This is a genomic window from Enterobacter cloacae complex sp. P38RS (genome assembly GCF_014930775.1).
In the GTDB taxonomy this organism is placed as follows: Bacteria; Pseudomonadota; Gammaproteobacteria; order Enterobacterales; family Enterobacteriaceae; genus Enterobacter; species Enterobacter bugandensis.
Window position 1 is genome coordinate 373,531 of the sequence record NZ_JADBRS010000001.1, and the last position, 26,141, is coordinate 399,671.

26 protein-coding genes are annotated in these 26,141 nt (G+C 57.7%); 10 read left to right on the forward strand and 16 right to left on the reverse strand.

The window, feature by feature from the left end; genetic code table 11:
- The first annotated feature begins 82 nt into the window (after positions 1–82).
- Entirely contained in the window at positions 83–187 is a 105-nt protein-coding gene (gene yoaI / locus IM303_RS01810; RefSeq protein WP_088205013.1) for a small membrane protein YoaI, read from the forward strand.
- A gap of 5 nt (positions 188–192) precedes the next feature.
- Here yoaI and IM303_RS01815 read toward each other — a convergent pair whose 3' ends face one another.
- From IM303_RS01815 to yeaG, 3 genes are all read right to left on the reverse strand, one after another.
- Positions 193–699 (reverse strand): YbaK/prolyl-tRNA synthetase associated domain-containing protein, encoded by a 507-nt coding sequence (locus tag IM303_RS01815; RefSeq protein ID WP_193359529.1) that lies wholly within the window; start codon positions 697–699, stop codon positions 193–195.
- A gap of 99 nt (positions 700–798) precedes the next feature.
- Positions 799–2,082, reverse strand: a complete 1,284-nt coding sequence (locus tag IM303_RS01820; RefSeq protein ID WP_028012767.1) for a YeaH/YhbH family protein — start codon at positions 2,080–2,082, stop codon at positions 799–801.
- 74 nt (positions 2,083–2,156) lie between these two features.
- Positions 2,157–4,091 (reverse strand): protein kinase YeaG, encoded by a 1,935-nt coding sequence (gene yeaG / locus IM303_RS01825; RefSeq protein ID WP_014883443.1) that lies wholly within the window; start codon positions 4,089–4,091, stop codon positions 2,157–2,159.
- Between the two features lie 430 nt (positions 4,092–4,521).
- Here yeaG and IM303_RS01830 point away from each other — a divergent pair, with 430 nt between their 5' ends.
- Entirely contained in the window at positions 4,522–5,268 is a 747-nt protein-coding gene (locus tag IM303_RS01830) for a MipA/OmpV family protein (RefSeq protein ID WP_041910477.1), read from the forward strand.
- 78 nt (positions 5,269–5,346) lie between these two features.
- Here IM303_RS01830 and IM303_RS01835 read toward each other — a convergent pair whose 3' ends face one another.
- The gene (locus IM303_RS01835) at positions 5,347–6,231 is read right to left on the reverse strand and encodes a D-hexose-6-phosphate mutarotase (RefSeq protein WP_193359530.1); all 885 of its coding nucleotides are present in this window, start codon (positions 6,229–6,231) and stop codon (positions 5,347–5,349) included.
- Between the two features lie 74 nt (positions 6,232–6,305).
- Positions 6,306–7,301, reverse strand: coding sequence for a glyceraldehyde-3-phosphate dehydrogenase (gene gapA, locus IM303_RS01840; RefSeq protein WP_006809136.1), 996 nt, complete (start codon positions 7,299–7,301; stop codon positions 6,306–6,308).
- A 341-nt stretch (positions 7,302–7,642) separates the two neighbouring features.
- On the opposite strand from gapA, the gene msrB reads away from it, so the two are divergent.
- Positions 7,643–8,056 (forward strand): peptide-methionine (R)-S-oxide reductase MsrB, encoded by a 414-nt coding sequence (gene msrB / locus IM303_RS01845; RefSeq protein ID WP_028012770.1) that lies wholly within the window; start codon positions 7,643–7,645, stop codon positions 8,054–8,056.
- Positions 8,057–8,097: 41 nt separating this feature from the next.
- Positions 8,098–8,376 (forward strand): YeaC family protein, encoded by a 279-nt coding sequence (locus IM303_RS01850; protein WP_150143501.1) that lies wholly within the window; start codon positions 8,098–8,100, stop codon positions 8,374–8,376.
- A gap of 59 nt (positions 8,377–8,435) precedes the next feature.
- Here IM303_RS01850 and IM303_RS01855 read toward each other — a convergent pair whose 3' ends face one another.
- From IM303_RS01855 to sppA, 4 genes are all read right to left on the reverse strand, one after another.
- Positions 8,436–9,692 carry a glycoside hydrolase family 18 protein gene (locus tag IM303_RS01855; RefSeq protein WP_193359531.1) on the reverse strand — a complete coding sequence of 419 codons (1,257 nt, stop codon included), beginning with the start codon at positions 9,690–9,692 and terminating at the stop codon, positions 8,436–8,438.
- Between the two features lie 172 nt (positions 9,693–9,864).
- Positions 9,865–10,506, reverse strand: a complete 642-nt coding sequence (pncA, locus tag IM303_RS01860) for a bifunctional nicotinamidase/pyrazinamidase (RefSeq protein WP_193359532.1) — start codon at positions 10,504–10,506, stop codon at positions 9,865–9,867.
- Positions 10,507–10,515: 9 nt separating this feature from the next.
- On the reverse strand, positions 10,516–11,532 hold the full coding sequence (ansA, locus tag IM303_RS01865) for an asparaginase (RefSeq protein ID WP_028012774.1): 1,017 nt from the start codon (positions 11,530–11,532) through the stop codon (positions 10,516–10,518).
- Positions 11,533–11,595: 63 nt separating this feature from the next.
- Positions 11,596–13,452: a signal peptide peptidase SppA gene (gene sppA, locus IM303_RS01870; protein WP_028012775.1), complete on the reverse strand. Its 1,857-nt coding sequence runs from the start codon at positions 13,450–13,452 to the stop codon at positions 11,596–11,598.
- 167 nt (positions 13,453–13,619) lie between these two features.
- Between sppA and IM303_RS01875 the strand changes: the two genes are divergently transcribed.
- The 3 genes from IM303_RS01875 to IM303_RS01885 all read left to right on the forward strand — a co-directional run bounded on the left by IM303_RS01875 (position 13,620) and on the right by IM303_RS01885 (position 17,243).
- Positions 13,620–14,171 (forward strand): NAD(P)H nitroreductase, encoded by a 552-nt coding sequence (locus IM303_RS01875; RefSeq protein ID WP_049001714.1) that lies wholly within the window; start codon positions 13,620–13,622, stop codon positions 14,169–14,171.
- A gap of 116 nt (positions 14,172–14,287) precedes the next feature.
- Positions 14,288–15,331, forward strand: a complete 1,044-nt coding sequence (gene selD, locus IM303_RS01880; protein ID WP_049001717.1) for a selenide, water dikinase SelD — start codon at positions 14,288–14,290, stop codon at positions 15,329–15,331.
- A gap of 4 nt (positions 15,332–15,335) precedes the next feature.
- Positions 15,336–17,243 carry a DNA topoisomerase III gene (locus tag IM303_RS01885; protein ID WP_041910472.1) on the forward strand — a complete coding sequence of 636 codons (1,908 nt, stop codon included), beginning with the start codon at positions 15,336–15,338 and terminating at the stop codon, positions 17,241–17,243.
- A gap of 59 nt (positions 17,244–17,302) precedes the next feature.
- Here the strand turns inward: IM303_RS01885 and gdhA are convergent, their stop codons facing one another.
- Positions 17,303–18,646, reverse strand: a complete 1,344-nt coding sequence (gene gdhA, locus IM303_RS01890; protein WP_049001719.1) for an NADP-specific glutamate dehydrogenase — start codon at positions 18,644–18,646, stop codon at positions 17,303–17,305.
- A 227-nt stretch (positions 18,647–18,873) separates the two neighbouring features.
- Here gdhA and IM303_RS01895 point away from each other — a divergent pair, with 227 nt between their 5' ends.
- Positions 18,874–19,146, forward strand: a complete 273-nt coding sequence (locus IM303_RS01895; RefSeq protein WP_028012780.1) for a YnjH family protein — start codon at positions 18,874–18,876, stop codon at positions 19,144–19,146.
- Here the strand turns inward: IM303_RS01895 and IM303_RS01900 are convergent.
- Positions 19,106–19,522: a pyrimidine (deoxy)nucleoside triphosphate diphosphatase gene (locus IM303_RS01900; protein ID WP_045261602.1), complete on the reverse strand. Its 417-nt coding sequence runs from the start codon at positions 19,520–19,522 to the stop codon at positions 19,106–19,108. The two genes, IM303_RS01895 and IM303_RS01900, sit on opposite strands and share 41 nt — an antisense overlap.
- Before the next feature lie 75 nt (positions 19,523–19,597).
- Between IM303_RS01900 and IM303_RS01905 the strand changes: the two genes are divergently transcribed.
- Complete coding sequence (locus IM303_RS01905) at positions 19,598–20,167, forward strand: carboxymuconolactone decarboxylase family protein (protein WP_045261601.1); 570 nt, start codon at positions 19,598–19,600, stop codon at positions 20,165–20,167.
- Positions 20,160–20,777 carry a CDP-alcohol phosphatidyltransferase family protein gene (locus IM303_RS01910; RefSeq protein WP_045261600.1) on the forward strand — a complete coding sequence of 206 codons (618 nt, stop codon included), beginning with the start codon at positions 20,160–20,162 and terminating at the stop codon, positions 20,775–20,777. Before IM303_RS01905 ends, IM303_RS01910 begins: the two co-directional genes overlap by 8 nt.
- On the opposite strand, the gene IM303_RS01915 is transcribed toward IM303_RS01910, so the two are convergent.
- From IM303_RS01915 to IM303_RS01935, 5 genes are all read right to left on the reverse strand, one after another.
- Positions 20,774–22,081, reverse strand: a complete 1,308-nt coding sequence (locus IM303_RS01915; protein WP_193359533.1) for a sulfurtransferase — start codon at positions 22,079–22,081, stop codon at positions 20,774–20,776. The two genes, IM303_RS01910 and IM303_RS01915, sit on opposite strands and share 4 nt — an antisense overlap.
- Before the next feature lie 73 nt (positions 22,082–22,154).
- The gene (locus IM303_RS01920) at positions 22,155–22,775 is read right to left on the reverse strand and encodes an ATP-binding cassette domain-containing protein (RefSeq protein ID WP_049001723.1); all 621 of its coding nucleotides are present in this window, start codon (positions 22,773–22,775) and stop codon (positions 22,155–22,157) included.
- Complete coding sequence (locus IM303_RS01925) at positions 22,775–24,304, reverse strand: thiamine ABC transporter permease (RefSeq protein WP_049001726.1); 1,530 nt, start codon at positions 24,302–24,304, stop codon at positions 22,775–22,777. Before IM303_RS01925 ends, IM303_RS01920 begins: the two co-directional genes overlap by 1 nt.
- Positions 24,277–25,437, reverse strand: a complete 1,161-nt coding sequence (locus IM303_RS01930) for an ABC transporter substrate-binding protein (RefSeq protein ID WP_049001742.1) — start codon at positions 25,435–25,437, stop codon at positions 24,277–24,279. Before IM303_RS01930 ends, IM303_RS01925 begins: the two co-directional genes overlap by 28 nt.
- Before the next feature lie 15 nt (positions 25,438–25,452).
- Positions 25,453–26,136 (reverse strand): TVP38/TMEM64 family protein, encoded by a 684-nt coding sequence (locus IM303_RS01935; protein ID WP_049001729.1) that lies wholly within the window; start codon positions 26,134–26,136, stop codon positions 25,453–25,455.
- Positions 26,137–26,141: the final 5 nt, after the last annotated feature.

The following is a 26,141-nucleotide window of genomic DNA, read 5'->3' on the forward strand; positions in this document are numbered from 1 at the left end:
GTTTAAAAGATTTTATCGCTGTCATTACCCTGTCATTTACGCGGATTAAAACGAAGGCAGGTATCGCAAAGGGATCGCCATCATGAACGATCACATGTTTGTTGAAACGCTCATTATCTCCTCATCGTTTTTCGCTATTGCCGTGATTCTCGTCGCCTCCGTGCTGTTTCTGGAAAGAAGAGGCTAGCGCCGTCACGACGACGCTTTATGGAAGTTTACAAGCTCAGGACGGGCGATGCGCAGGTAATCCTGGGTGTCCATGATCACGGATTTCTCCAGTAAACCGGCGTTAAAAGCAATTTCGTCGAAACGCTCGAACAGCAGCGGGTCGGCCACCAGCGCCAAATCAGGATGGAAGCTAAAGGGCGGGATCGCGCCAAAAACGCAGGCGGTAAGGGTATCGACCTCGGCCGGGCTGGCGAGGGAGGCTTTAAGCCCGCCAAAATGGCTGGCAAGCTGGCTCAGATCGGCCTGCAGGTCGGCGGCCAGGATCGCCAGTACATGTTTTTTAACGCCGTTGCCCTTCACCTTGCAGACCAGGGCTTTTGCCCCCTGGCGCAGATCGGTCCCGCGAATTTCACTCACCGCTTCGCATTTCCCCACCGCCTCGTGCTCCATGACGCGAAAACGCGCGCCCTGCTCGGTGAGTAAGGTAATCAGCTGATGGTAGGTACTTGTCCCCATAACGTCGTCAGTCATCACAATTTTCCCGGTGATAATCCAGTATGCAGCTTGCTACATTAGCACGGGATAAACGGGGTCGAAAGAAAACAGCCAGCGGATTCGCTGGCTGTTGGGTTATGCGTTGCTGGTAGCAGATTGCTTGTGGAACAGCTCCCTGAACACAGGATAAATATCATCCTGATCGCGGATATGCTGCATGGCAAAGTTATCGAACATGGACTGCAGATGTTCATATTCCCGCCACAGGGTCTGGTGGGCGCGACGGGTGATTTCGATATAGCTGTAGTAACGCACCACCGGCAGAATTTTCTTCGCCAGGATCTCGTGACACAGCGGTGAGTCGTCGGCCCAGTTGTCGCCATCCGACGCCTGGGCGGCATAAATGTTCCACTGCGCCGGGTCGTAACGCTCTTTCACTACTTCATCCATCAGCTTCAGGGCGCTTGATACGATGGTCCCCCCGGTCTCCTGGGAGTAGAAGAACTCATGTTCATCCACCTCTTTGGCCTGGGTGTGATGGCGGATATAGACCACTTCCACGTTCTTATAGGTTCTGCTCAGGAACAAGTAGAGCAGGATATAGAAACGCTTCGCCATATCCTTGGTGGCCTGGTCCATCGAGCCGGAGACGTCCATCAGACAGAACATCACCGCCTGGCTGGAGGGTTCGGGACGTTTTTCGTAGTTCTTGTAGCGCAGGTCGAAGGTATCGATAAACGGCACGCGGTCGATCTTCGCTCTTAGCTCGGCAATCTCTTTACGCAGGCGCTCCTCTTCCAGCAGCTGCGCCGGCTCCGTGTTTTCCACGACCTTCAGGCTGCTCTCCAGCTCGCGCAGTTCGCGACGTTTGCCTGCCGTCATGGCCGTGCGACGCGCCAGAGAATTCTGCAACGAACGCACAACGCTGATATTGGCGGGCACGCCGTTAGCGGTATAGCCCGCGCGATGGGTTTTATACTCGTTAAGCTGACGATGCTGATTCTTTTTCAGATTCGGCAGCGCAAGGTCCTCAAACAGCAGGTCGAGATATTCATCTTTCGAAATCTGGAAAACGAACTCATCCTGGCCTTCACCGTCCTGGCTGGCCTGCCCCTGACCGCTTCCTGAACCACCGCCGCCGCCCTGAGGGCGCTCAATCCTGTCGTTCTGAACGAAGTGGTCGTTACCTGGATGAACGCGATGGCGCAGGCCGCCGCGCCCCTGATGAAACATCGGTTCGCTGATGTCATCGGTAGGGATGGAGACAGACTCGCCGCTGTCGACGTCGGTCACCGAGCGTTTGTTGATGGCCTCGGAGATCGACTGTTTAATTTGCGCTTTATAACGGCGCAAGAAGCGCTGGCGGTTCACCGTGCTCTTGTTTTTGCCGTTAAGACGCCGGTCAATAAACCAGGTCATATACCCCCCGTACTGCATTTGCCAACTTGCGTTTTTGTTGGCCCGGCAGGCGCAGGCGCTACCGGGCACTTGTTTTAGGACGATTTACGCACGCGCAGATACCATTCGCAGAGCAGGCGAACCTGTTTGCGGGTGTAGCCTTTTTCCATCATACGGTCGACAAAATCGTCGTGTTTCTTCTGCTCGTCGGTTGAGGTTTTGGTGTTGAACGAGATCACCGGCAGCAGCTCTTCGGTATTGGAGAACATTTTCTTCTCAATAACCGTGCGCAGCTTCTCGTAGCTGGTCCAGTTCGGATTGCGCCCGTTATTATGCGCTCTGGCGCGCAGGACGAAGTTCACAATCTCATTACGGAAGTCTTTCGGGTTGCTGATCCCGGCAGGCTTCTCGATTTTTTCCAGCTCCGCGTTCAGGGATTCACGATCAAACAGCTGGCCGGTATCCGGGTCGCGGTACTCCTGATCCTGGATCCAGAAGTCAGCATAGGTGACATAGCGGTCGAAAATGTTCTGCCCGTATTCTGAATAGGATTCCAGATAGGCCGTCTGGATCTCTTTGCCAATGAACTCGGCATATTTCGGGATCAGGTAGCCTTTCAGGAACTCAAGGTAGCGTTCGGCCTGCTCCTGCGGGAACTGCTCGCGCTCGATTTGCTGCTCCAGGACGTAGAACAGATGAACCGGGTTGGCCGCCACTTCCGCGTGGTCGAAGTTAAAGACCCGGGAGAGGATCTTAAACGCGAAACGCGTGGAGAGGCCGTTCATCCCTTCATCAACCCCGGCGTAATCGCGGTATTCCTGGTACGATTTCGCTTTCGGGTCGGTATCTTTCAGGCTTTCACCGTCGTAGACGCGCATTTTCGAATAGATGCTGGAGTTTTCCGGCTCTTTCAGACGCGACAGGATGGAGAAGCGTGAGAGCGTTTCCAGCGTGCCAGGAGCGCATGGCGCATGCACCAGCTCACTATGGTTAAGCAGTTTTTCGTAAATTTTGATCTCTTCGGAGATCCGCAGGCAATAAGGCACCTTGACGATGTACACGCGGTCAAGGAAGGCCTCATTGTTTTTGTTATTACGGAAGGTCACCCATTCCGATTCGTTCGAGTGGGCGAGAATAATCCCGTTAAACGGCAGGGCGGAGATACCTTCCGTCCCGTTATAGTTCCCTTCCTGGGTCGCCGTCAGCAGAGGATGCAGCACTTTGATCGGTGCTTTAAACATCTCGACGAATTCCATAATCCCCTGGTTGGCGCGGCACAGCGCACCGGAATAGCCATAGGCATCCGGGTCGTTTTGTGCGAAGTTTTCCAGCTTACGGATATCGACTTTACCCACCAGCGCCGAGATATCCTGGTTGTTCTCATCACCCGGTTCCGTTTTGGCGATAGCGATCTGCTCCAGTATGGATGGCCACACTTTCACGACGCGGAATTTGGTGATATCACCGCCAAATTCGTGCAGGCGTTTTGCCGCCCACGGCGACATAATGGTGCCGAGGTAGCGACGCGGGATGCCAAACTCTTTATCCAGAATTTGCGCATCTTCCTGCGGGTTAAACAGGCACAGCGGATGGTCGTTCACCGGGCTGCGTTCGCCGTTGGCGCTCAGCACATAAATCGGTACGCGCTGCATCAGCGACTTCAGGCGTTCAGCCAGCGAGGATTTACCGCCGCCGACGGGGCCGAGTAAATAGAGGATCTGTTTCTTCTCTTCCAGACCCTGGGCGGCATGCTTCAGATAGGAGACAATCTGTTCAATGGCATCTTCCATACCATAGAACTCTTCGAACGCCGGATATCGGGCGACCACCCGATTCGAAAATAGACGGGAAAGCCGTGGCTCCAGGGCAGTATCAACCATGTTTGGCTCACCGATAGCCATCAATAGCCGTTCTGCCGCATTGGCATAGGCACTGCGATCTTGCCGACAAATGGTAAGAAACTCCTGCAGTGTGAACTCTTCGTCCTTGGCAGCTTCGTAGCGCTGGCGATAGTGATCGAATATATTCATGGCATGCCGTCCTTTCGTTTTTTAGCACAGGATAAGAGCCGTTCGTATGAGTAGTGGAGGCTCCCGGAAGAGAATCTCTCGCACCCCACTGCCAGAGCAGCAACCTGTGTGCCAGGTCAGACGCTAAGAACCGCAGGTGTTCAGGAAAACTCTTCTTAAATTTAAGCGTAGATGGCATTTGCCAAACTTGCATGCTGAGAAAAACTAATTTCAATGACATATCAATAACTCATCCAAAAATTTCCACCCTGGTTATAAGGCTTAAGCACGTTTTTCATTCAGCGGTCATATAAATGAAAGCGGGTTGTCATCTGAAAAGTTAAAAATAATGGGTTAATCAGACTGATTAGCAGGCAAAAAATTTTGGGATGTACGGGAATGGCGGTTACACTTCACCCGCTGATTATTTGACTACAGGAAAGAATGGATTGTGACCAAACTCAAACTTCTGGCATTGGGCATCCTTGCCGCGACCGCAGTTAGCACCGCTCAGGCGGAAAGTCAGTGGACGGTGGGTGCGGGCGTTGGCGTCATTAACAGCCCATACAAACAGTATGACCGCGATGTTTATCCTGTACCCGTTATCACCTATGAAGGCGATAACTTCTGGTTCCGCGGTCTCGGCGGCGGCTACTATCTGTGGAACGATACGGCCGATAAGCTTTCTATCATGGCCTACTACGATCCAACGCACTTCAAGCCGGGCGACAGCGACAGCCACGCGCTTCGCCAGCTCGACAAGCGCAAAAGCTCCATGATGGCCGGGCTTTCATACGTGCATAACACCCAGTATGGCTTCCTCCGTACGGCCCTGGCGGGTGATACGCTGGATAACAGCAACGGCTTTATCTGGGATCTGGCGTGGTTGTATCGCTATACCAACGGTGGGCTCACCCTGACGCCGGGTATCGGCGTGCAGTACAACAGTGAAAACTACAACGACTATTACTACGGCGTTTCTAAAAACGAGTCCCGCCGCAGTGGGCTGAAAAGCTACAGCGCCGATGATGGCTGGGATCCTTACCTGGAGCTGACCGCGAGCTATAACTTCCTCGGCGACTGGAACGTCTACGGTACCGGCCGTTACGAGCGTCTGAGCGACGAAGTGAAGGATAGCCCGATGGTTGATAAGTCCTGGGCTGGCATCTTCTCGGTGGGTGTGACCTACAAGTTCTGATTGTGCATTATTGCGGTGCAATCATTGCATCAAAACGGGGCGCTTGCGCCCCGTTTGCTTTGGTGTGGTGCAGCGACCTTATCGCTTAACGATGCGAATTGTCTGCCCTAAACGAGACGGCTTTTCCTCGCTCGCTTTTTGCGGGGTCGTCACGCAGGCTGTTTCCACGCAGACGAACGTTTTGTAACCGTCATCAGGGATGTCGGCCATGCTGATGGAGAGTGCAGGCCCCGGGTTCCAGCCCACCACGTTGCTGTGATGGTGATGAACCACCTCAATGCCGCGGTTCAGAGCACCGTCGTGGATCACGCTGCACGCTTCCGGATGCAGATAGACGCGGTCAGTACGGTCAGGGAACGCCTGAACGCCGTCACTCAGCTTACCTTCATTCGCGTTATCAACTTTGTCGATAAAGGTATCGCCCAGGCCGCTCACCTTCACTGCATTGATGTCACCCACGTTGAAGTAGGTATGCAGGGCAGAGGTGGTCTCGAACTCGCCGTGGGCTTCCAGCTCAATCTCGCAGCTTTGACCCAGTTTGAAGCGGGCATACAGGGTGAAATCATGCGGCCACAGGGCGCGGGTTTCATCATTAGCCTGCAGCTCAAAGGTCAGCACTGCGCCGTTGTCGTCTTCGTTATGCGCTTTCAGCGTCCACTGCTGGTTACGGGCGAAACCGTGAGAAGGCAAACCCGGCTGTGAGGACGGGCCAAACCACGGCCAGCAGATCGGTACGCCGCCGCGAATCGCATCCCCTTTTTTGAACGAGGTGGCGTCACTCAGCCACAGCGCTTCCGCTTCGCCTTCCGGTTTCCAGGAGAGCAGGTGTGCGCCGTTCAGCGCCACGGAGGCTTTAACGCGCGGGTGGTCAACGACGATAACGTCGGCACCGTCAATCTGACGGCGGGAGAGCACAGGGGTAAGTTGTTCGACTACCGGAAGTGCAAAAATTTTATTTATCATTAAGCAATCCTCTGTCTAAAAACAATAAAAAAGGCGACCGAAGTCGCCTTTTTGGATCAAACACTCATCTCAACTTATTTGGAGATGTGAGCGATCAGGTCCAGTACTTTGTTAGAGTAGCCGGTTTCGTTGTCGTACCAGGAAACCAGTTTCACGAAGTTGTCGTTCAGTGCGATACCTGCTTTAGCATCGAACACGGAAGTGCACACTTCGCCGTTGAAATCGGTAGATACAACGTCGTCTTCGGTGTAACCCAGAACGCCTTTCATTGGGCCTTCGGAAGCAGCTTTGATTGCTTTCTTAATTTCTTCATAAGAAGCAGCTTTTTCCAGACGAACGGTCAGGTCAACAACGGATACGTTAGGAGTTGGAACGCGGAACGCCATACCAGTCAGTTTGCCATTCAGTTCTGGCAGTACTTTACCTACCGCTTTAGCAGCACCGGTAGAGGATGGGATGATGTTCTGAGCCGCGCCACGGCCGCCGCGCCAGTCTTTGTGAGACGGGCCATCAACGGTTTTCTGAGTAGCGGTGGTCGCGTGAACGGTAGTCATCAGACCTTCGATGATGCCGAAGTTATCGTTGATCACTTTAGCCAGCGGTGCCAGGCAGTTGGTGGTGCAGGATGCGTTAGAAACGATGTCCTGGCCAGCGTAAGTTTCGAAGTTTGCACCGCGAACGAACATTGGGGTGTTGTCTTTGGAAGGACCAGTCAGAACAACTTTCTTCGCACCCGCAGTGATGTGTTTACGTGCAGTTTCGTCGGTCAGGAAGATACCGGTTGCTTCAGCAACAACGTCAACACCGATTTCGTTCCATTTCAGGTTAGCTGGGTCTTTCTCAGCAGTAACGCGGATGGTTTTGCCGTTAACAACCAGGTGGCCGTCTTTCACTTCAACGGTGCCGTCGAAACGACCGTGAGTTGAGTCGTACTTCAGCATGTACGCCATGTATTCAGCGTCCAGGAGATCGTTGATACCAACGATTTCGATGTCAGAACGTTTCTGAGCAGCACGGAAAACAATACGGCCGATACGGCCAAAACCGTTGATACCTACTTTGATAGTCATATATTCCACCAGCTATTTGTTAGTGAATAAAAGGTTGCCTGTAAAATTACAAAAACCTTACGCAGCGTCAAGCGGAATCGTGTCAATCATTGCGACAAATCAATCCTGTGACTAACGTTTGTGCGACTGACTCGCCTCACTTTCCCTTTGAGCTTGCAACCACATGGGGGCTGCGCCCGGAATTTTAAAGTCCTCGCAGGATAAAAATGTGAACGTGATCACAATTGCCTGACCGCCTTTTCGCGACACATAAGTTTAGAACAAAAGTGCACGCAAGGGTGTTAATGTTTTGTTAGAATCCGGGTTAAAAGATGTCTGTTTCTACAGCGAGATGTAAGCATATGTCGAACCAACATAACCCTGACGATTTGAAAAAAAACCTCACCGAAATGCAGTTTTACGTGACCCAGAATCACGGCACGGAGCCGCCATTTACCGGGCGATTACTGCACAACAAGCGAGACGGTGTCTATCACTGTCTGGTCTGCGATGCCCCGCTGTTCAATTCACAAACGAAATACGACTCCGGCTGCGGCTGGCCGAGCTTTTACGAGCCGGTGAGCGATGACGCAATCCGCTATCTGACCGACTCGTCGCACGGTATGGTGCGCACGGAAATTCGCTGCGGTAACTGCGACGCGCACCTGGGGCACGTCTTCCCGGATGGTCCTCAGCCAACCGGTGAGCGTTTCTGCGTGAATTCGGCCTCAATGAGCTTTACCGATGATGAAAACGGCGACCAGATTAAGGGTTGAAAAAACGATTCAGCAAATTATTCCTTTGAAAGGGAGAGATCGTGAATATTGAGGACATGATTAACGGGATGACCCCGGAAGTTTATCAGCGTCTGGTGACCGCCGTTGAGCTGGGAAAATGGCCGGACGGTGTGGCGCTCACGCCTGAGCAAAAAGAGAACAGTTTGCAGCTTGTGATGCTGTGGCAGGCGCGCAATAACATCGATGCGCAACACATGACTATCGACACTAACGGTCAGATGGTGATGAAGAGCAAGCGCGAGCTGAAGGAAGATTTTGGCATCACGCCGAAGCCGATTGCGACGATCAAAATGCAATAACGGTACGGGTTGATGCCCTCACCAGGCCCTCTCTCTGTGGGAGAGGGCCTGGTGTCTTACTACTTATGCGGGATCCCGAGCGACTCCGCCAGCTGTTTCGCTAACAGATTATTGTCGTCCGCTCCGTACTCCCAGAACATCGCCCCGGCGAGGCCTTTCTCTTTGATGTAGTCCGCCTTGATCTCGACAGAACGCGGATTCTCATACGAAATCGCAAACAGCGCGTTGCCATCGGCACCCTTTACCGAGAGCCACGGTACCTTCGCCTGGTCGTCCCAGTGCTCGGTAAAACGCTTCTGCGGATCGTTCAGCAGCTTCTTCACGATATCGTTGTACTTCACGTAGGTATCTTTAGTCAGGTCATAGCCGAGCGACTTAAACAGGGCGATCTCCTGCGGTCCAAAGTAGGGCTGTGTGACCGGATTTTTTTGCGCGTCCGGCTTGCTCCAGTCAATGCCCGGTTCAACCGCACGTTTCGGTACGCGGCCGTAAAAACCGATCCCGAGGTTCATCTGCTTCGGCTTAAGTCCGGCGGCCAGATAGTTGTTCACTACAAAATCGACGCTGTATTTGTCGGCGGCAGCCACCGTTGGCCAGGCGCTGGAGTCATACAGGTTCGCGTTGAAGTACTGTGTCCCGTACGCCATGTCGTAGGTCATCAGGTTGATGTAGTCGAGGAGCGGGGCGATGGCTTTGACATCCACCCAGCTTTTCGGACTTTCCGCATTCGCGCCCACCGCAATGGTCACCAGCTTTTTCTGCCCGAACGCGTCGCGCATCTCTTTCAGCAGGGCGGTGAAGTTATCCCTGTCGGCGGGCTGGCTTGCAACCAGCCCCCACGCGCCGTTGACTGGATATTCCCAGTCGAGATCGATCCCGTCCAGACCGTATTTCTCAACAATTTCCTTCGCGGAGCGGATAAACACCGCGCGACTTTCTTTGGTTGCCGCTGCGCCAGAGAAACCGCGCGCTCCCCAGCCGCCAACGGAGAGCAGGACTTTCAGGTTCGGGTTTTGTTTACGCAGGGTCGGGATAAGGGCCAGATCGGACGCCACTTTTGGCGAAAGCCAGATTTGATGCAGCTTCGCCGGATCTTTCAGCGCGGGGTTGGTCTCGTCTTTCTCGTTGTTATAAACAAGCCCAAACGAGTAGTTCAGATGGGTGATCTGACGAACGTCCAGTTTATTGATATCGCCACCCGGTCCGGCGGTGACGTCGCCACCCCCGTTAAAGTAGCCCACGGACATCAGAGGTGCGGCGGAAGCAAGCGACGCGCAAAGCAAGGGTAATGCTGCCAGCAGGGGCAAACGTTTCATACAAGTTCCTCTTTGACTTAATGAAAATAACCACGCCACAGAAAAGGCGTGGCGAAAAAACAGTCTGAAGAGAATAGCATTGCCGCTTCGCTGAGGATGCGAGGGAGTTCACTTTATGGGGATTGGGGAGGGGTTTTGCCGGGTAAGCATCAGCGCCACCCGGCTTAAAAGGCTACGCCTGCGTTTCCTGCCAGTCTGCCAGCGTATACAGCGTGGCACCTTCGGCGGCCATATCCATAAACGCCTGGGCGCTGTCCTGTGGTTGGATGTTCACACCACGACAGCCGTCGGTGATGACGCTAACGGTATAACCCAGCTGGAGCGCGTCCAGCACGGTAAACTTCACGCAGTAATCCGTCGCCAGACCCAGTACGATCAGCTCCGTGATTTCATGGTGACGGAACCACGCATCCAGCGCCGTCTTCTGGCGATGCCCGTTATCGAAAAACGCGCTGTAGCTGTCGATAGCCGGGTTTTCACCTTTATGGAACACCGCGTCGATGGCCTTCTGATTCAGGAGCGGGTGCAGCTCCGCTCCTTCGGTCTGCTGCACGCAGTGATCCGGCCAGAAGGTTTGCGCCAGACCGTCGAGTTCACCCTGGGTGAAAGGCTCAACGTTGTGCTGGCTGGCAAAGCTGCCGTGGTTCGCCGGGTGCCAGTCCTGGCTGGCGACAACCGCTTCACCGCGGGCTTTGCACCAGTCAATCAGGGTATTTGCCACGTCAACGGTGCTGTCACCTTCGGCGACGGCCAGCGCGCCGCCCGCGCAGAAATCATTTTGCAAATCGACCAGTAGTAGGGCGCGTTGCTTCATGAGAGCTCCTTATTCGTCCGGGGTCAGCTCGCCACGCAGGTTTTGCATCATTGCGCGGCGAATGGACTGAATGTCCAGATCCTGACTCAGTAAATAATGAAGTTTAGTCAGCGTCGCCTCAACGGTCATATCGAAGCCGCTGATCACCCCCGCGTGCGCCAGCGCGTTGCCGGTGGCATAGCCGCCCATATTGACCTTGCCAGACATGCACTGGGTCAGGTTTACCACCACAATTCCGCGCTCGCTGGCTTCCTGAAGCTCCTTCAGAAATTCGCCGTTCTGCGGAGCGTTGCCGACGCCATAGGAACGGAGTATCAGCGCTTTCACCGGCTGGCGCAGGAAGTTGCGCACCACGTCCGCGGAGATGCCCGGATAAATGGTGACCACGCCAATCGGCTGCGGGGTAATCGGATGCACAATCAGCTCGCCGGCGGTGTTCGGTGCCGGAGGCGTTCCCAGACGACGGATATGAATACCCGCTTCCAGCAGCGGCTGCAGGTTAGGGGAGGCAAAGGCGTCAAAACCGTCGGCATGGGCTTTGGTGGTGCGGTTGCCGCGATACAGGCGATTGTTAAAGAACAGCGACACTTCGTTGATCGGGTAATTCGCCGCCACGTACAGGGAGTTCAGCAGGTTGATCTGCCCGTCCGAGCGCAGCTCCGCCAGCGGTATTTGCGACCCGGTGACGATCACCGGCTTGCTCAGGTTCTCCAGCATGAAGGAGAGCGCCGAAGCGGTGAACGCCATGGTGTCGGTGCCGTGCAGGATCACGAAGCCGTCGTACTGGTCGTAATGGGCTTTAATGTCATCCGCGATGTGCTGCCAGTCTTCCGGCGTCATGTCGGAGGAGTCCATCAGCGGCTCGTATTCGTGGATGGTGAAGTCAGGCATTTCCGGACGGTGGAATTCAGGCATCAGCGCAAGCTGACGCTGCAGATGGCCGGAGACGGGGATATAGCCATTTTCAGAGCGCTGCATACCGATGGTACCGCCAGTGTAGGCTACATAAATCGATTTCTTCTGCATGGTAGTGAGTTCTTGTTCTTCAAAAGAAAAAAATCCCCTCTTCACGGGAAGAGGGGACGGTTTTTAACGGACGTTCGCGCAGGTCAGGCAAAACGCGTAACGACTTTGTGGATCGTTAAAGGCCGCGAGCTTATCGCTTTCCGCCTTCATCGCTTTCGCAGCCGTGGTCACCGGGGCCGGCAGGTACGCCTGCAGCGCCTCCGGCAGCATGGCGCGTACGGAGACGGACATGCTGTCCATCACCATATCGAAGAACGACGGTTCGTCCTGATAATACTCAACGTGCCACTGCTTGAGCTTCGCCAGTTCGGCGGCTTTCTTCACCGCGTCGTCGAAGTCGCCCAGGCTGTCGACCAGACCGTTACTCTTCGCATCCTGTCCGGTCCAGACGTGGCCCTGAGCAATCTGGTCGATCTGTTCCGGCGTCTTTTTACGCGAGTCGGCAACCAGCGTGATAAAGCGTTTATAGCCGTTCTCAATGCTCAGCTGCATCATCTCTGAAACTTCCGGCGGCAGAGATTTGGTCATCGACACATCCGCCAGCGGCGACGTGGAAACGCCATCGGTATGCACGCCCAGATAATCCAGGCTGTTTTCCACGGTGTTAATCACCCCGAAGATGCCAATCGAGCCGGTCAGCGTGCTTGGGTTCGCCACAATATAGTTGGCAGGCGTGGAGATCCAGTACCCACCAGACGCGGCCATGCCGCCCATGGATACGACGATCGGCTTGCCAGCGGCACGCGCTGCGGCCAGCTCGGCGCGGATCACTTCGGAAGCGCTAACGCTGCCGCCAGGGCTGTTCACCCGCAGGACAATCGCTTTCACTTTCGGGTCAAGGCGTGCATCACGAATTTGCGACGCGGTAGTATCACCGCCGACGTTCCCCGGTGTTTCCTGACCGTCCATGATAGCGCCGTTAGCAAACACCACGGCTACGCTGTCGCCGCTGTCGTCCGGCTTTTTCGCAGCATAGTCATACATGCTGATGGCGCTGTAGTTTTTGTCCTCTTTGCTCCAGCCAAACTGTTTGGTCAGGGCTTTTTCGATATCTGCACTGGTGCCCAGCGCGTCAACCAGCTTGTTGTCGAGCGCATATTTCGCGGTATCACCGTCGACCTTGCGCAGTCCATCCAGCACGCCGCGAGCGCCAGGGAACACCTGCTCAGCGGTAATTTGACGGTTAGCGGCAACGGTACCCAGATAGTTCTGCCACAGCTCGCCAATCCAGCGGCTGTCCGCTTCACGGGCGGCAGGGGACATATCGTCGCGGATAAACGGCTCCACGGCAGATTTATAGGTACCGACGCGGAAGACGTGGGTGGTGACCTTCAGCTTGTCGAGCAGCGATTTGTAGTACAGGCCGTTGGTGGCAAAACCGTGCAGATCGACCGTACCCTGCGGCGAAAGCCAGATCTTATTGGCGAAGCTTGCCAGATAATATTGCCCCTGGCTGTAGCTGTCGCCCACGGCAATCACCGGCTTGCCGCTGTCGCGGAACTCGCGCAGCGCTTTACCGATGTACTGCATAGAAGGCTGGTCGCCGCCGGCAAAATCTTTCAGATCCAGCACGATCCCGGTGATGTTTCGGTCGTCTTTGGCCTGACGGATAGTATCGACGATATCGAACAGGGAGTTCTCCTGCAGGCGGTCTGACGTCGCGCCAAACAGCTGGCGGCCGATCACCCCCAGACGGTTGCTGGTGGACGGTTTATCAACGATCACGCCGGTGATATCGAGTAACAGGGCCCCACGTGTCGAATGCTGCGCCTGATTCGCGTTGCTGATATGCATCCAGATGCCCGCGCAAACCAGAACCAGCAGGATGAAGAAGATGTTCATCACCAGGTTGCGGACGAAGTTGAGCAGTCGCCACGTCCATTTAAAGAAACCGGCAAAGATTCGCCAAAGGGTTCGCATGTATTCTCCCTAACCAGAAAATGACTGTTTCCGTCGCCACTGGACGGTAATGTTGGGTTATCGTAATGACCCAACTGCCACTTGTCAGCAGGAATCGCCTGCCAGGCTGTAACAAAATCTGCCGTCGTGTTAATTTTGTGAGTAAATTTCAAGAAAGGAGTTAACCAATGGATGCACTCGAACTGCTTGTTAACCGTCGTAGCGCGTCACGTCTGGCCGAACCCGCCCCAGCGGGCGAGCAGCTGGAAAACATTCTGCGTGCCGGCATGCGTGCGCCGGATCATGGCACGCTGCAGCCGTGGCACTTCTTTGTGATTGAAGGCGAAGGCCGCGATCGCTTCAGCCAGCTGCTGGAGCAGGGGGCAGTTGCCGCCGGGCAGGATGAGAAAGGTATCGACAAGGCGCGTAACGCGCCGTTCCGCGCCCCGATGATTATCGCTGTCGTGGCGAAATGCCAGGCCGACCATAAGGTGCCGGTCTGGGAGCAGGAAATGTCTGCCGGCTGTGCGGTGATGGCGATGCAGATGGCCGCCGTTGCGCAGGGTTATAACGGTATCTGGCGCACCGGGCCGCTGACCGAGAGCGCCGCAGTGCGGGCAGGATTCTCCTGCGGTGAGCACGACAAAATTGTCGGTTTCCTTTACCTCGGCACCCCGCAGCTTAAAGCCTCCAGCACCATTAGCGTGCCGGACACCACGCTTTTCGTCAGCCGTTTTTAATTACACGCGCTAAACTGTCTGGATTCTGAGCATCCGCCGCAGAATTCAGACAGTCATACTTACCTCTTTATGGAATGAGCGCTACCATAGCGCGATTGAGATGACAGGAGACGTCCATGAGCGAGCAAACCATTCGTTTAACGCAGTACAGCCACGGAGCCGGTTGCGGTTGTAAAATTTCCCCGAAAGTGCTGGAGACTATTCTGCACAGTGAACAGGCGAAGTTTGTCGACCCGAACCTGCTTGTCGGCAACGAAACGCGTGACGATGCGGCGGTTTATGACTTAGGTAACGGCACCAGCATTATCAGCACCACTGACTTCTTTATGCCGATTGTTGATAACCCGTTCGACTTCGGGCGCATCGCGGCCACCAACGCCATCAGCGATATCTTCGCCATGGGCGGTAAGCCGATCATGGCCATCGCCATTCTGGGCTGGCCGATCAACACCATTCCACCGGAAATCGCCCGCGAGGTGATTGATGGCGGGCGTTTCGCCTGCCAGCAGGCGGGGATTGCCCTGGCTGGGGGCCACTCGATTGATGCGCCAGAGCCGATCTTCGGCCTGGCCGTTACCGGCGTGGTGCCGACCGAGCGCGTGAAGCGCAACAGCACCGCGCAGGCGGGCTGCAAGCTGTTCCTCACCAAGCCGCTGGGCATTGGCGTGCTCACCACCGCTGAGAAAAAATCCCTGCTCAAACCGGAGCACAAAGGGCTGGCGACGGAGGTCATGTGCCAGATGAACCTCGCCGGCGCGGCGTTCGCCAATATCAACGGCGTAAAGGCGATGACCGACGTCACCGGTTTTGGCCTGCTGGGGCACCTCTCTGAAGTCTGTCAGGGGGCGGGCGTGCAGGCGCAGGTCTGGTATCAGGACGTGCCGAAGCTGCCTGGCGTGGAAGAGTACATTGCCCAGGGCGCGGTTCCGGGCGGTACCCAGCGCAACTTCGCCAGCTACGGTCACCTGATGGGCGAAATGCCTGAGGCGTGGCGCAACCTGCTATGCGATCCGCAAACCTCCGGCGGCCTGCTGCTGGCCGTCACGCCGGAATCCGAAGCCGAGGTTCAGGCAACCGCCGCCGAGTTTGGCATCACCCTGACGGCGATCGGCGAACTGGTGACCGCCCGCGGCGGCCGACCGATGATTGAGATCCGTTAATTCGATGCGGTTGTTTATTGCCGAAAAGCCGAGCCTGGCCCGTGCCATCGCCGACGTGTTGCCTAAACCGCATCGCAAAGGCGACGGCTTTATCGAATGCGGTAACGGGCAGGTGGTCACCTGGTGTATCGGCCACCTGCTTGAACAGGCGCAGCCGGACGTCTACGACAGCCGCTACGCCCGCTGGAACCTCAACGATCTGCCCATCGTGCCGGAAAAGTGGCGTCTTCAGCCTCGTCCGTCCGTCACCAAACAGCTCAACGTCATCAAGCGCTTCCTGCATGAGGCAACGGAGGTGGTCCACGCAGGTGACCCGGACAGAGAAGGGCAGCTGCTGGTGGACGAAGTGCTGGACTATCTTGAGCTGGCGCCGGAAAAGCGCCAGCAGGTGCAGCGCTGCCTGATCAACGACCTCAACCCGCAGGCCGTTGAGCGGGCGATCTCGCGCCTGCGTTCCAATAGCGAGTTTATTCCGCTGTGCGTCTCTGCTTTAGCGCGCGCCCGAGCGGACTGGCTGTACGGCATCAACATGACCCGCGCCTACACCATCCTCGGGCGTAACGCGGGCTATCAGGGCGTACTCTCCGTGGGCCGCGTGCAGACGCCGGTGCTGGGGCTGGTGGTGCGTCGCGACGAAGAGATCGAGAACTTTGTCGCCAAAGATTTCTTTGAAGTGAAAGCGCATATCGTCACGCCTAAAGACGAGCGCTTTACCGCCGTCTGGCAACCGAGCGACGCCTGCGAGTCGTACCAGGATGAAGAGGGGCGTTTGCTGCATCGTCCGCTGGCGGAGCATGTGGTTAACCGTATTACCGGCCAGCCGGCCATCGTTACCAGCTATAACGATAAACGGGAATCAGAACCCGCGCCGCTGCCGTTCTCCCTTTCTGCTCTGCAGATTGAGGCCGCGAAGCGCTTTGGCCTCAGCGCGCAGAACGTGCTGGATATCTGCCAGAAACTCTACGAAACCCACAAGCTGATCACCTATCCACGTTCGGACAGCCGCTACCTGCCGGAAGAGCACTTTGCCGGACGCCATTCGGTGATGAATGCTATCGGCGTCCACGCGCCGGATCTGCTCCCGCAGTCCGTCGTTAACCCGGACACCCATAACCGCTGCTGGGACGACAAAAAGGTCGATGCCCACCACGCGATTATCCCGACGGCGCGCGCCAGCAAGGTCAACCTGACCGATAACGAAGCGAAGGTCTATAACCTGATCGCCCGTCAGTACCTGATGCAGTTCTGCCCGGACGCGGTGTTCCGCAAGTGCGTCATCGAGCTGGAAATTGCCAAAGGCAAGTTTATCGCTAAAGCGCGTTTCCTCGCGGAAGCGGGCTGGCGCACGCTCCTCGGCAATAAAGAGCGCGATGAGGAGAACGACGGCACGCCGCTGCCGGTGGTCGCTAAAGATGACGAACTGCTGTGCGAGAAGGGCGAAGTGGTTGAACGTCAGACCCAGCCGCCGCGCCACTTCACCGATGCGACGCTGCTGTCGGCCATGACCGGGATCGCCCGCTTTGTGCAGGATAAAGATCTGAAGAAGATCCTGCGCGCCACCGATGGACTGGGTACGGAAGCAACCCGCGCGGGGATCATCGAGCTGCTCTTTAAGCGCGGTTTTCTTGAGAAAAAGGGGCGCTACATCCACTCAACGGAACCGGGCCGGGCGCTCATACACTCCCTGCCGGAGCTGGCCGCAAGGCCGGACATGACCGCGCACTGGGAATCCGTACTGACGCAAATCAGCGAAAAGCAGTGCCGCTATCAGGACTTTATGCAGCCGCTGGTGGGGACGCTTTACCAGCTGATCGATCAGGCGCGCAGCACGCCGGTGAAGCGGTTCAGAGGGATGGTTGCACCCGGTGGTGGCGCGAAGAAACCGTTCAAAAAGAAAAAGAGCGCGGCCTGATACACCCGGTTTTCTCCCTCTCCCTGTGGGAGAGGGCACCCGGCCGCACGATATAAACCTTAAATCACACCCTGCCCAATCATCGCATCCGCCACCTTCACGAACCCGGCGATATTCGCCCCGCGCACGTAGTTGGTTTGCGATGCCTCGCCGCCGTACTCGACGCAGGCATGGTGAATATCCAGCATGATGTGGTGCAAACGGGCATCCACTTTCTCCGCCTTCCAGCCGAGCCGCGCCGCGTTTTGCGCCATCTCCAGGCCGGAGGTTGCCACGCCGCCCGCGTTCGCCGCCTTGCCTGGCGCAAACAGCACGCCCGCCTCCAGGAACAGATCCGTTGCCTCGATAGTGGTCGGCATATTCGCCCCTTCGGCCACCGCCTTCACACCGTTGCTAATCAGCGTGCGCGCGGCGTCCGCGTCCAGTTCGTTTTGCGTGGCGCACGGCAGGGCGATATCCACCGGTACGCCCCACGGCTGTTTGCCTTCCAGATACGTCAGGCCAAACTCCGCGGCATAATCGGCAAGTCGGCCATCGCGGCTGGCTTTGATTTCGCACAGGCGCGCCAGTTTCTCCGCCGTAAAGCCCGCTTCGTCCACTACCGTGCCTTTAGAGTCGGAGGCCGTCACCACGCGGGCACCAAACTGCATCGCTTTTTCGATAGCGTACTGCGCCACGTTACCGGAGCCGGAGACCGCCACGCGCATCCCCTCGAAACCTAAGCCGTGACGCTTGAGCATTGCCTCGGTGAAGTAAACCAGGCCGTAGCCGGTCGCCTCCGGGCGGATCAGGCTGCCGCCAAACGATAACCCTTTGCCGGTAAAGACGCAGGCGCTGTTGTTGGAGAGTTTTTTCATCATCCCGGCCATAAAGCCCACTTCACGTCCGCCCACGCCGATATCACCGGCAGGCACGTCGGTATCCGGGCCGAGGTGGCGGTAGAGCTCGGTCATCAGCGCCTGGCAGAAACGCATGACTTCACCTTCGCTTTTGCCTTTCGGGTCGAAATCGCTCCCGCCTTTACCGCCGCCCATTGGCAGGGTGGTGAGGGCGTTTTTAAACGTCTGTTCAAAGCCAAGGAATTTCAGAATCGACAGGTTCACGGAAGGGTGGAAGCGCATGCCGCCCTTAAACGGGCCGATGGCGGAGTTAAACTGCACGCGCCAGGCACGGTTGACCTGTACCTGGTTGCGGTCATCCACCCAGGTCACGCGGAACTGGATCACACGCTCTGGTTCAACCAGACGTTCCAGCAGCGACAGTTGACGATAGCGCGGGTTTTCTTCAAGGAACGGCCAGAGGGTAGTCATTACTTCACGAACGGCCTGAGCAAATTCGCTTTGGTGCGGGTCGCGCTGCTGAACATAGGCAAGGAAACTTTCCAGAGAGCGTGTCTGATCCATAGATATAAGAACCTCTTATAGTAATTAATGTATGTTGCTTATGCGATTTGTGTTGTTTTTTTGACTATACCACCCGTACCGCTTTGTGAAGCAAGCAGAAATGTGGACCGAAAGGGAAATTAATGACCCGGGCCGCGTCATAACAAAAAGCGATGGCGCGCTAAATTAAAGATTCTGCCCGATTTACCGTTATAGTCATTATCAGGACACAACAGGAAGAGAAGTCTATGAACCGTTACGTGATGGCCGCGTTATCATTGATGTTGACCGCAGGCGCTCAGGCTGACCGCATTCGCCCGGATGTAGAAGTGAACGTGCCGCCGGAGGTGTTTAGCTCCAGCGGCCAGCGCGCGCAGCCGTGTAACCAGTGCTGCATCTACCAGGATCAAAACTATTCTGAAGGGGCCGTCGTGAAGGCGGATGGCGTGCTGCTGCAGTGCCAGCGCGATGAACGTACCATCAGCACGAATCCGCTGGTCTGGCGTCGCGTAAAAGAATAAACGCCTCCAGCAGCGGAATATCCGCCGGAGCTAACTCATAACTGAAAGCCTCTTCCGGCGTACACCACGCCAGCGCGCTGTGGTAGTGCGCCGTTAACTCTCCGCTGAAGCGGGGTACGTGCCAGGCGTGCAGGTTGATTAACCGCTGTGATACCTCGCGCTGATGGCTCGCCACGTACTGCTCAGGCTGAGCCTCGATACCCAGCTCTTCACGCAGCTCGCGGATAAGCGCCTCAGGCTGGGTTTCTCCGGCCTCCACTTTGCCGCCAGCGAACTCCCACATTCCCGGCTGGTCGGCGTGAGCAGGGCGCTGCGCCAGTAAAATTTTGTCGTCTTTTTCGATGATGGCCGCAACGACATCGACTGTTTTTAGCATGGTCGTCAATACTTGATAGCGAAAAACGCCATATTATCGTGCCCTTTCAAAGAGTCCAGCCATCAGGAGAATCAGGTGAAAGAGACGTCCACCTGGGTAGAGCCCATCCCAACCCTTCCGGCGAGCGTAAAACCCATTGCCGCCATGCAGCAAAAACACTTCGGCGCCGTGCTGAACCCCACGCGCTGGTGGGGACGCATGCCGCGTCTGTTCTGGCTGGTCGCTTTGTTTGTGGGGTTTCTGGAGCGCAGAAAAGCGCGCCTGACGCCAGTGCTGCGCTCGCTGCTTATGACGCGCGTATCGCAGCTGTGCCACTGTGCGTTCTGCATTGACGCCAACAGCCTGCGTCTGGCCGAGCGCTGCGGCGCGCTGGATAAAGTCCAGGCCGTAAGCGGCTGGGCTGATTCTGACGTGTTCAGTGAACAGGAACGCGCGGCGCTGGCCTATGCGGAGGCGGTGACCGCCACGCCGCCCAGGGTGGATGAAGCAATCAAAACGGCGATGAAACGCCACTTTACGGATGATGCCATCACTGAAATGACGGCGCTCATTGCCTTTCAGAATCTCTCGGCCCGGTTTAATGCCGCGCTGGATATACCGGCACAGGGGCTGTGCGCCACGTTTAAAGGGAAGCCTGATGCTTGACCGTCACCTGCACCCGCGGGTAAAGCCCGCTCTGGACCGTCTGGTATCCGTGCTGGATAAGCCGGGCGTTACGCCCGACGGATTAACGCTTGCCGGGTTTGCCATCGGCCTGCTGGCGCTGCCGTTTCTGGCCCTCGGCTGGTATCCGGCGGCGCTGGCCGCCATCGTCCTGAACCGCCTGCTGGATGGTCTGGACGGCGCGCTGGCGCGTCGGAGAGGGCTGACGGATGCGGGAGGGTTTCTCGATATCGCCCTCGATTTTCTGTTCTATGCGCTTGTGCCGTTTGGCTTTGCGCTGGCTGCACCCGCAGAGAATGCGCTGGCGGCGGCCTGGCTGTTGTTTGCATTTATCGGCACCGGCAGCAGTTTTCTCGCCTTTGCCGCGCTGGCGGCGAAGCACGATATCGACAACCCCGGCTATGCGCATAAGTCGTTTTACTATATCGGCGGGTTAACGGAAGGGACGGAGACCATCGCGCTGTTCGTGCTGTGCTGCCTGTTTCCGGCACAGTTTACGCTGTTCGCGTGGATATTCGGCGCGCTGTGCTGGTTGACCACCACAACGCGCATCTGGAGCGGCTACGTGACGCTGAAGTCACTCACCCGTTAGAGAGCACTCTCTGGTCCGCGCTCTCCGGCGGTGACCGGGTTCTGCGGGTGGCTGCTCCATTCGTACCAGCCGCCGTCATAGACGGCGATATTTTTCCAGCCCATCGCCCGGGCGTACATAAAGGTTTCGGACGCCCGCCAGCCGGTGCCGCAGTAAAACGCGACCTGCTGTTCCGGCAGAATATTCCAGCGCTTCCACTGGGCGGCGATGTCGTCAGCGCTGCGCATGGTGCCATCCGGGTTATGGAAATCCTCCATGTGGGTGGCATCGCTGCCCGCATGGCCCCAGCGGGCGCCGGCAATTTCACCTTTTGACTTGATGTAGCTGTAGCCGCTGGTTTCGCCGATAAACTCCGGCCATGAACGAATGCTGACCAGGGAGGCATCCTGACGGTGCAGCATGCCGCGCGCCTGTTCCATATCCACCATCAGCTGCGGCTGGCCGGGGATCGGCGCGCCAAAATCAGGGGCAGGAGCCACTTTGCCGGGCGTACCGCGCTCAACCGGCAGACCGGCATCTGACCACGCCTTCCAGCCGCCATCGAGAAGGCGCACATCCTTCACGCCCGCGTAGAGCATGATCTGCGCCACGCGCGCGGCGGCGTAAACGTCGCGCCCGTACAGAATAACGGTGGTATCGTTACGGATCCCGTGCTTTGCCAGCATTGCTTTCAGCCTGTCGTCGGAGACTTTGTTCCACAGCGGCTCGCTTTCCACCTCGTTGGTGTCAATGTAGCCCGCGCCGGGAATGTGGTTAAGCAGGTAAAACTTCGGCGCGCCCCAGGCCGCTTCTATGACTTTCCATTCGCCCGCCGGCGCGGAGGTCACCGGTTTGCCCTGCTGAAGCCGGTGGATCCACTGCGGGTAGACGAGCTGTTCAAAGTGGGGCAGGCGCTGAAGGCGGTCGGTCGTCCGCAGAGCATCGCTGAGCAGCGAAACGTGGCGGTAACCAGCTTTCTCCAGACGGGCTTTCACCGCCTGGTTATCGTTCTCGTCGCCATACAGCGCGATGGACGTCGCAGGGGTAAGCTGATGCTGTTTTGCCCAAAGTGCAATCTGCTCGTCGCTCATGGCGCTAAGCCAGGCGGCTGCCAGGTTGAGCGCAGCGGGTTCGTGCCCGGAAGGACCGCTGAGGGTCTGCGGCCAGCCGTTATAGAAGGCGCTGGGGCGGGTGTCGATTGCCGCGCCGTGCTGCGCCTGAAGCTGAGACAGCGTCATCGCGTTGGCCATATCAGCAGCCTGAGAGGAAAAAGAGGCGAGGCCGCAGATCAGGGCCAGCGCGGTCAGTTGAGAAACACGTTTCATCGAATAACCTGACGTCAGTAAAAGAGGAGGGCATTGTCGTCTCTCCCGAAACGGAAAACATTGCGTTAGCACATTATTGCCAGCGAGAAATCTCCATCACCTCGCCGCCGGGCGGAATATCGTCCTCGTCATGGGTGACCAGCACCACCGGAATATTGCGCGCGCGGACGGCGTCAAATACCCATGCCCGGAACGTCGTGCGTAACGCTTTATCAAGGCGGCTGAACGGTTCGTCCAGCAGCAGCGCCTGCGGCTCTGCGAGCAGGGCGCGCAGCAGGCTCACCCGGGCGCGCTCTCCGCCGGAAAGGGTGGCCGGATCGCTGTCGTAATGACCGCCAAGCCCGGCGGAATCCAGCGCCTGCTTGACCGCTTCCCGCCGTGCGCGTCCCGCGATCCGCTCAGGCAAGGCCAGCAGCAAATTTTGCCCAACGCTGAAAGGGTCGAACAGCAGCGCGTCCTGAAAAAGAATCCCCAGACCGCGGGATTCGACGGGCAAACCGTCGCAGCGGCGTTCGCCGATCCACAGTTCGCCCCGCGCCTGAAAATTCTCTGACAACGCGCCGACCATCCAGGCAAAGAGGGTCGATTTGCCGCTGCCGGACGGCCCCATCAGGGTGACAATCTCCCCGCGGGGTACACAAAAATTGACCTCGCGGAAAAGCGGTTCGATGGTGAGATCGTTGACCTTAAGCATTAGCGTAATCCTTGACGGTAGCAGCCCGCGAGCCGGGATAACAGCGCAGCAAGACCGAATACGACGCCCGTGACCAGCAGTAATCCCAGGGCACGGTTAGCGAGAACCGGGATGCTGCCTCCGCTGCTGAGCGCGACGGTCTCGGTGGTCAGCGTGGCGAAACGTCCCGCGCCCAGCCACAGGGTCGGCATATATTGGGCCATGCTGACGGAAAAGCCGGTGGCAAAGGCCAGCAGCGCAGGACGCACCAGCAGGGGACATTTCAGCAGGCAGAAAATTTTTGCCCGCCGCCAGCCGAGCGTTCTGGCGGTAAGGATAAGCCGGGGATCGATCCGCCGCCAGGCGGGCTGCAGCACCAGCAGCATCCACGGTAGCACCCACAGCAGATGGCTCCAGAGGACGGCGATAAAGCCTCCGTCGAGACCCAGATGCAAAGCAATCGCGTATTGCCCGGTGACGAGCGGCAGTGCCGGAAGGGCGAGCGGTAGCCACACCCACGCCGCGCCGCGCTGCGGTCCCCATTCCAGCCAGAGAAAAATGACGATCAGGGCGATAAGGCTCGAAAGCAGACCGAAGGAGAGGCTGGTTCCCACGGGACCTACGTCGTCCCGCTGCGCCAGCATCAACAGCACGGCGGCGCAAAGGAGGCCGCATGCGGGCAAAAAGCCGTTGAATGCGCGTTCAGGCAGGACGAGATGCAACCTGCGGCGCGTCCCGCTCAGGTCCGGAATCGCGCGACGCCAGACCTTCCACAGGCCGTACCCCAGCGCGGCAAGCGCGGCCAGCAAAAGAAGGAGCACCAGGCACAGCAGCGTCCCTTTCACCTGCTGCTGCGCGTCGCCCTGGCTCAGCCACTGCCAGGCCAGCACGGCCAGCGTGGGCGGGTTGCCGGGCCCGAGAACGATCGCTACGTCCACAACCGACAGCGACCACGCCAGCACCGCCAGCATAACCGCCCCGAGGACGGGCGCGATCGCCGGAAGGATCAGCCAGCTGAGCGTCTGAAAACGCCCGTAGCCAAAGGTTTGCAGGACGATCTTCTGCTGCGCAAGCCCTTTTTCCGGCAGCACGGCGTAAATGGCCCACAGCACAAATGCGCTCTCTTTGACCGCGAGCGTCAGGCCCAGCCCTACGCCGTAGCGGTCAAACGGCGGCGAACAGACGGTACAAACCTGATAAAACAGTCCGCCCTCGGCAAACAGCAGTAGCGCGCTGGTGGCGAAGGCCACGTGGGGGATCGCCAGCAGCCACGGCAGGCGCGTGCTGAGGCGCCGCCAGCGGGTGCCGGGCCAGAAAAGAGCCACGAGGGAAAGGGCGATAAACAAGGCCCCCAGCGTAGCGATAAGCGTTGAGACCAGCGTGGCAATGGCTGCCTGCGGCAGCTGAGGATCGTTTAGCAGCCGCTGCCAGTTCGTCACGGAAAAGGCCGGCGCGAACAGCACGGTGCCAGCGGGCAGGATCGGCAGATAAATCACCGTCATCGCCAGCCAGACAAGCCAGCCTAACGGGTGCCGTAACGACGCAGCCATTCCTGCTCCAGCGCGTTCACCCACGCGGACTGCGGCTCCGGGAGCACCTTCGGTAGCCCCTGAGGCGTGTGGGCCTGCAGCTGTTTCGCTTCACCTTCGGGCAGCGTTTTCGCATCCAGCACGCTCGGATCTCCCCAAATGGCCGGGTCGGCCTTGCGGATCTGTGCCTGCGGCGACAGCAGGAAATTGGCGACCACTTTCGCCCCCGCGCTCGCGCTGGCATTAGCCGGAATAGCGACAAAATGCACGTTGCCGAGCATCCCGCCCTGAAAACCAAAGCTGTAGCTGTCGGCAGGCAGTTCGCCGCTCGCCACTTTTTGCTGCGCATGCGCCGGGTTAAAGGTCAGCGACAGGTTCAGACTTCCGCTGGCGAGCAGGGCATCCATCCGGGCGGGTGAGGGAGGGAAGTCTTTTCCTTCACGCCACAGCAGCGGGTGCAGTTTATCGAGGTAGGCCCAGAGCGGCGCCGTAACCTGGGCAAACGTATCATCAGGCGCTTTTTGTAACGCCTCGGGATTCGTCGTAAGCGTCAGCAGCAACTGCTCAAGAAAGGCCGTGCCGGTAAAATCGGGTGGGCGAGGATAGCTCACCTTGCCCGGGTGCTGCTGCGCGTACGCCAGCAGCGCCTGCGGATCCTCCGGCGGCATTGGCATGCTGGCTTTGCGGGCAATAAAAGTCAGCTGCGCGCCGCCCCACGGCGATTCCGCCCCGTCGGTGGGAATCGCAAAATCTTCCGTAACGGGTTTACGGGTATCGACATAGCGCCAGTTGGGCAGACCCTGCGCCCACCCGGTTTGCAGCAGGTTCGCCTCTTTTAGCGTGCGGAAGTTCTCGCCGTTCACCCACAGGAGGTCGACCGAGCCGTTGGTCTTACGCCCTGCGGCGGCTTCCGTCTGAATACGTTTGACCGCATCGGCGGCATCCGCCAGCGGGACGATTTTTAGGGTGATGGCATAGTGCGTTTGCATCTCACCGCTGACCCACTCAAGGTAGCGGTTAACCGCCGGATCGCCGCCCCAGGCGTTAAACCAGACGGTCTGGCCTTTGGCCTGCTGTTGAATAGCTTGCCAGCCGTCGGCGGCATAGAGGGGGGCTGCCAACAGCAGACCGGTCAGAAACGTGCAAAAACGCACACGGCGCATAATGCCTCACTTTTTATCAGCAGGGAGATAGCGGGAAAACAGCCGGCGCGTAACCAGCGGTAATAACCCCAGTAGTGTAAAGGCGAATACCACGCCCGGCGACAAAATATCGCGCAGCGATGCCACTTTTCCCAGTTCCCGCCCGGCGTTCAGAAAGATAACCGTCGCGGGCAGCATGGCGAGCTGGCTGACCCACCAGTAGCGCCGGACCGTGATGCGGGTCAGCCCCATCAGTAAATTCACCAGGAAAAACGGGAACAGCGGCATCAGGCGCAGGGCAAAAAGATAGCCCGCGCCGTCGCGCGCCATGCCCGCATTTACCGTTGCCATCTGTCGGGCAAACCGCCGCTGCACCCAGTCGCGCAGCAGGTAACGGCTGGCGAGCATCGCCAGCGTGGCCCCGAGCGTGGAGGCAAACGAAACCAGCACGGTGCCTTCCCACAGCGTAAATAACGCCCCGCCCAGCAGGGTCAGAACCGCCGCGCCGGGTATCGAGAGAGCGGAAACCGCCACGTAAAGCGCAAAGAAGATCAGCGCGCTACGCAGCGGCGCGTGGTCGACATGGGAGAGTAGCGTCTGCTGGTGGGTTTTAATTCCTGCCAGAGAAAGCGTGTCAGGCGGCAGAATGACAAGTGTCATAAGAAATGCGCCCAGAAGGGCGCACAGGAAGAGTGTTTTTCGTATGTTCACGCGCG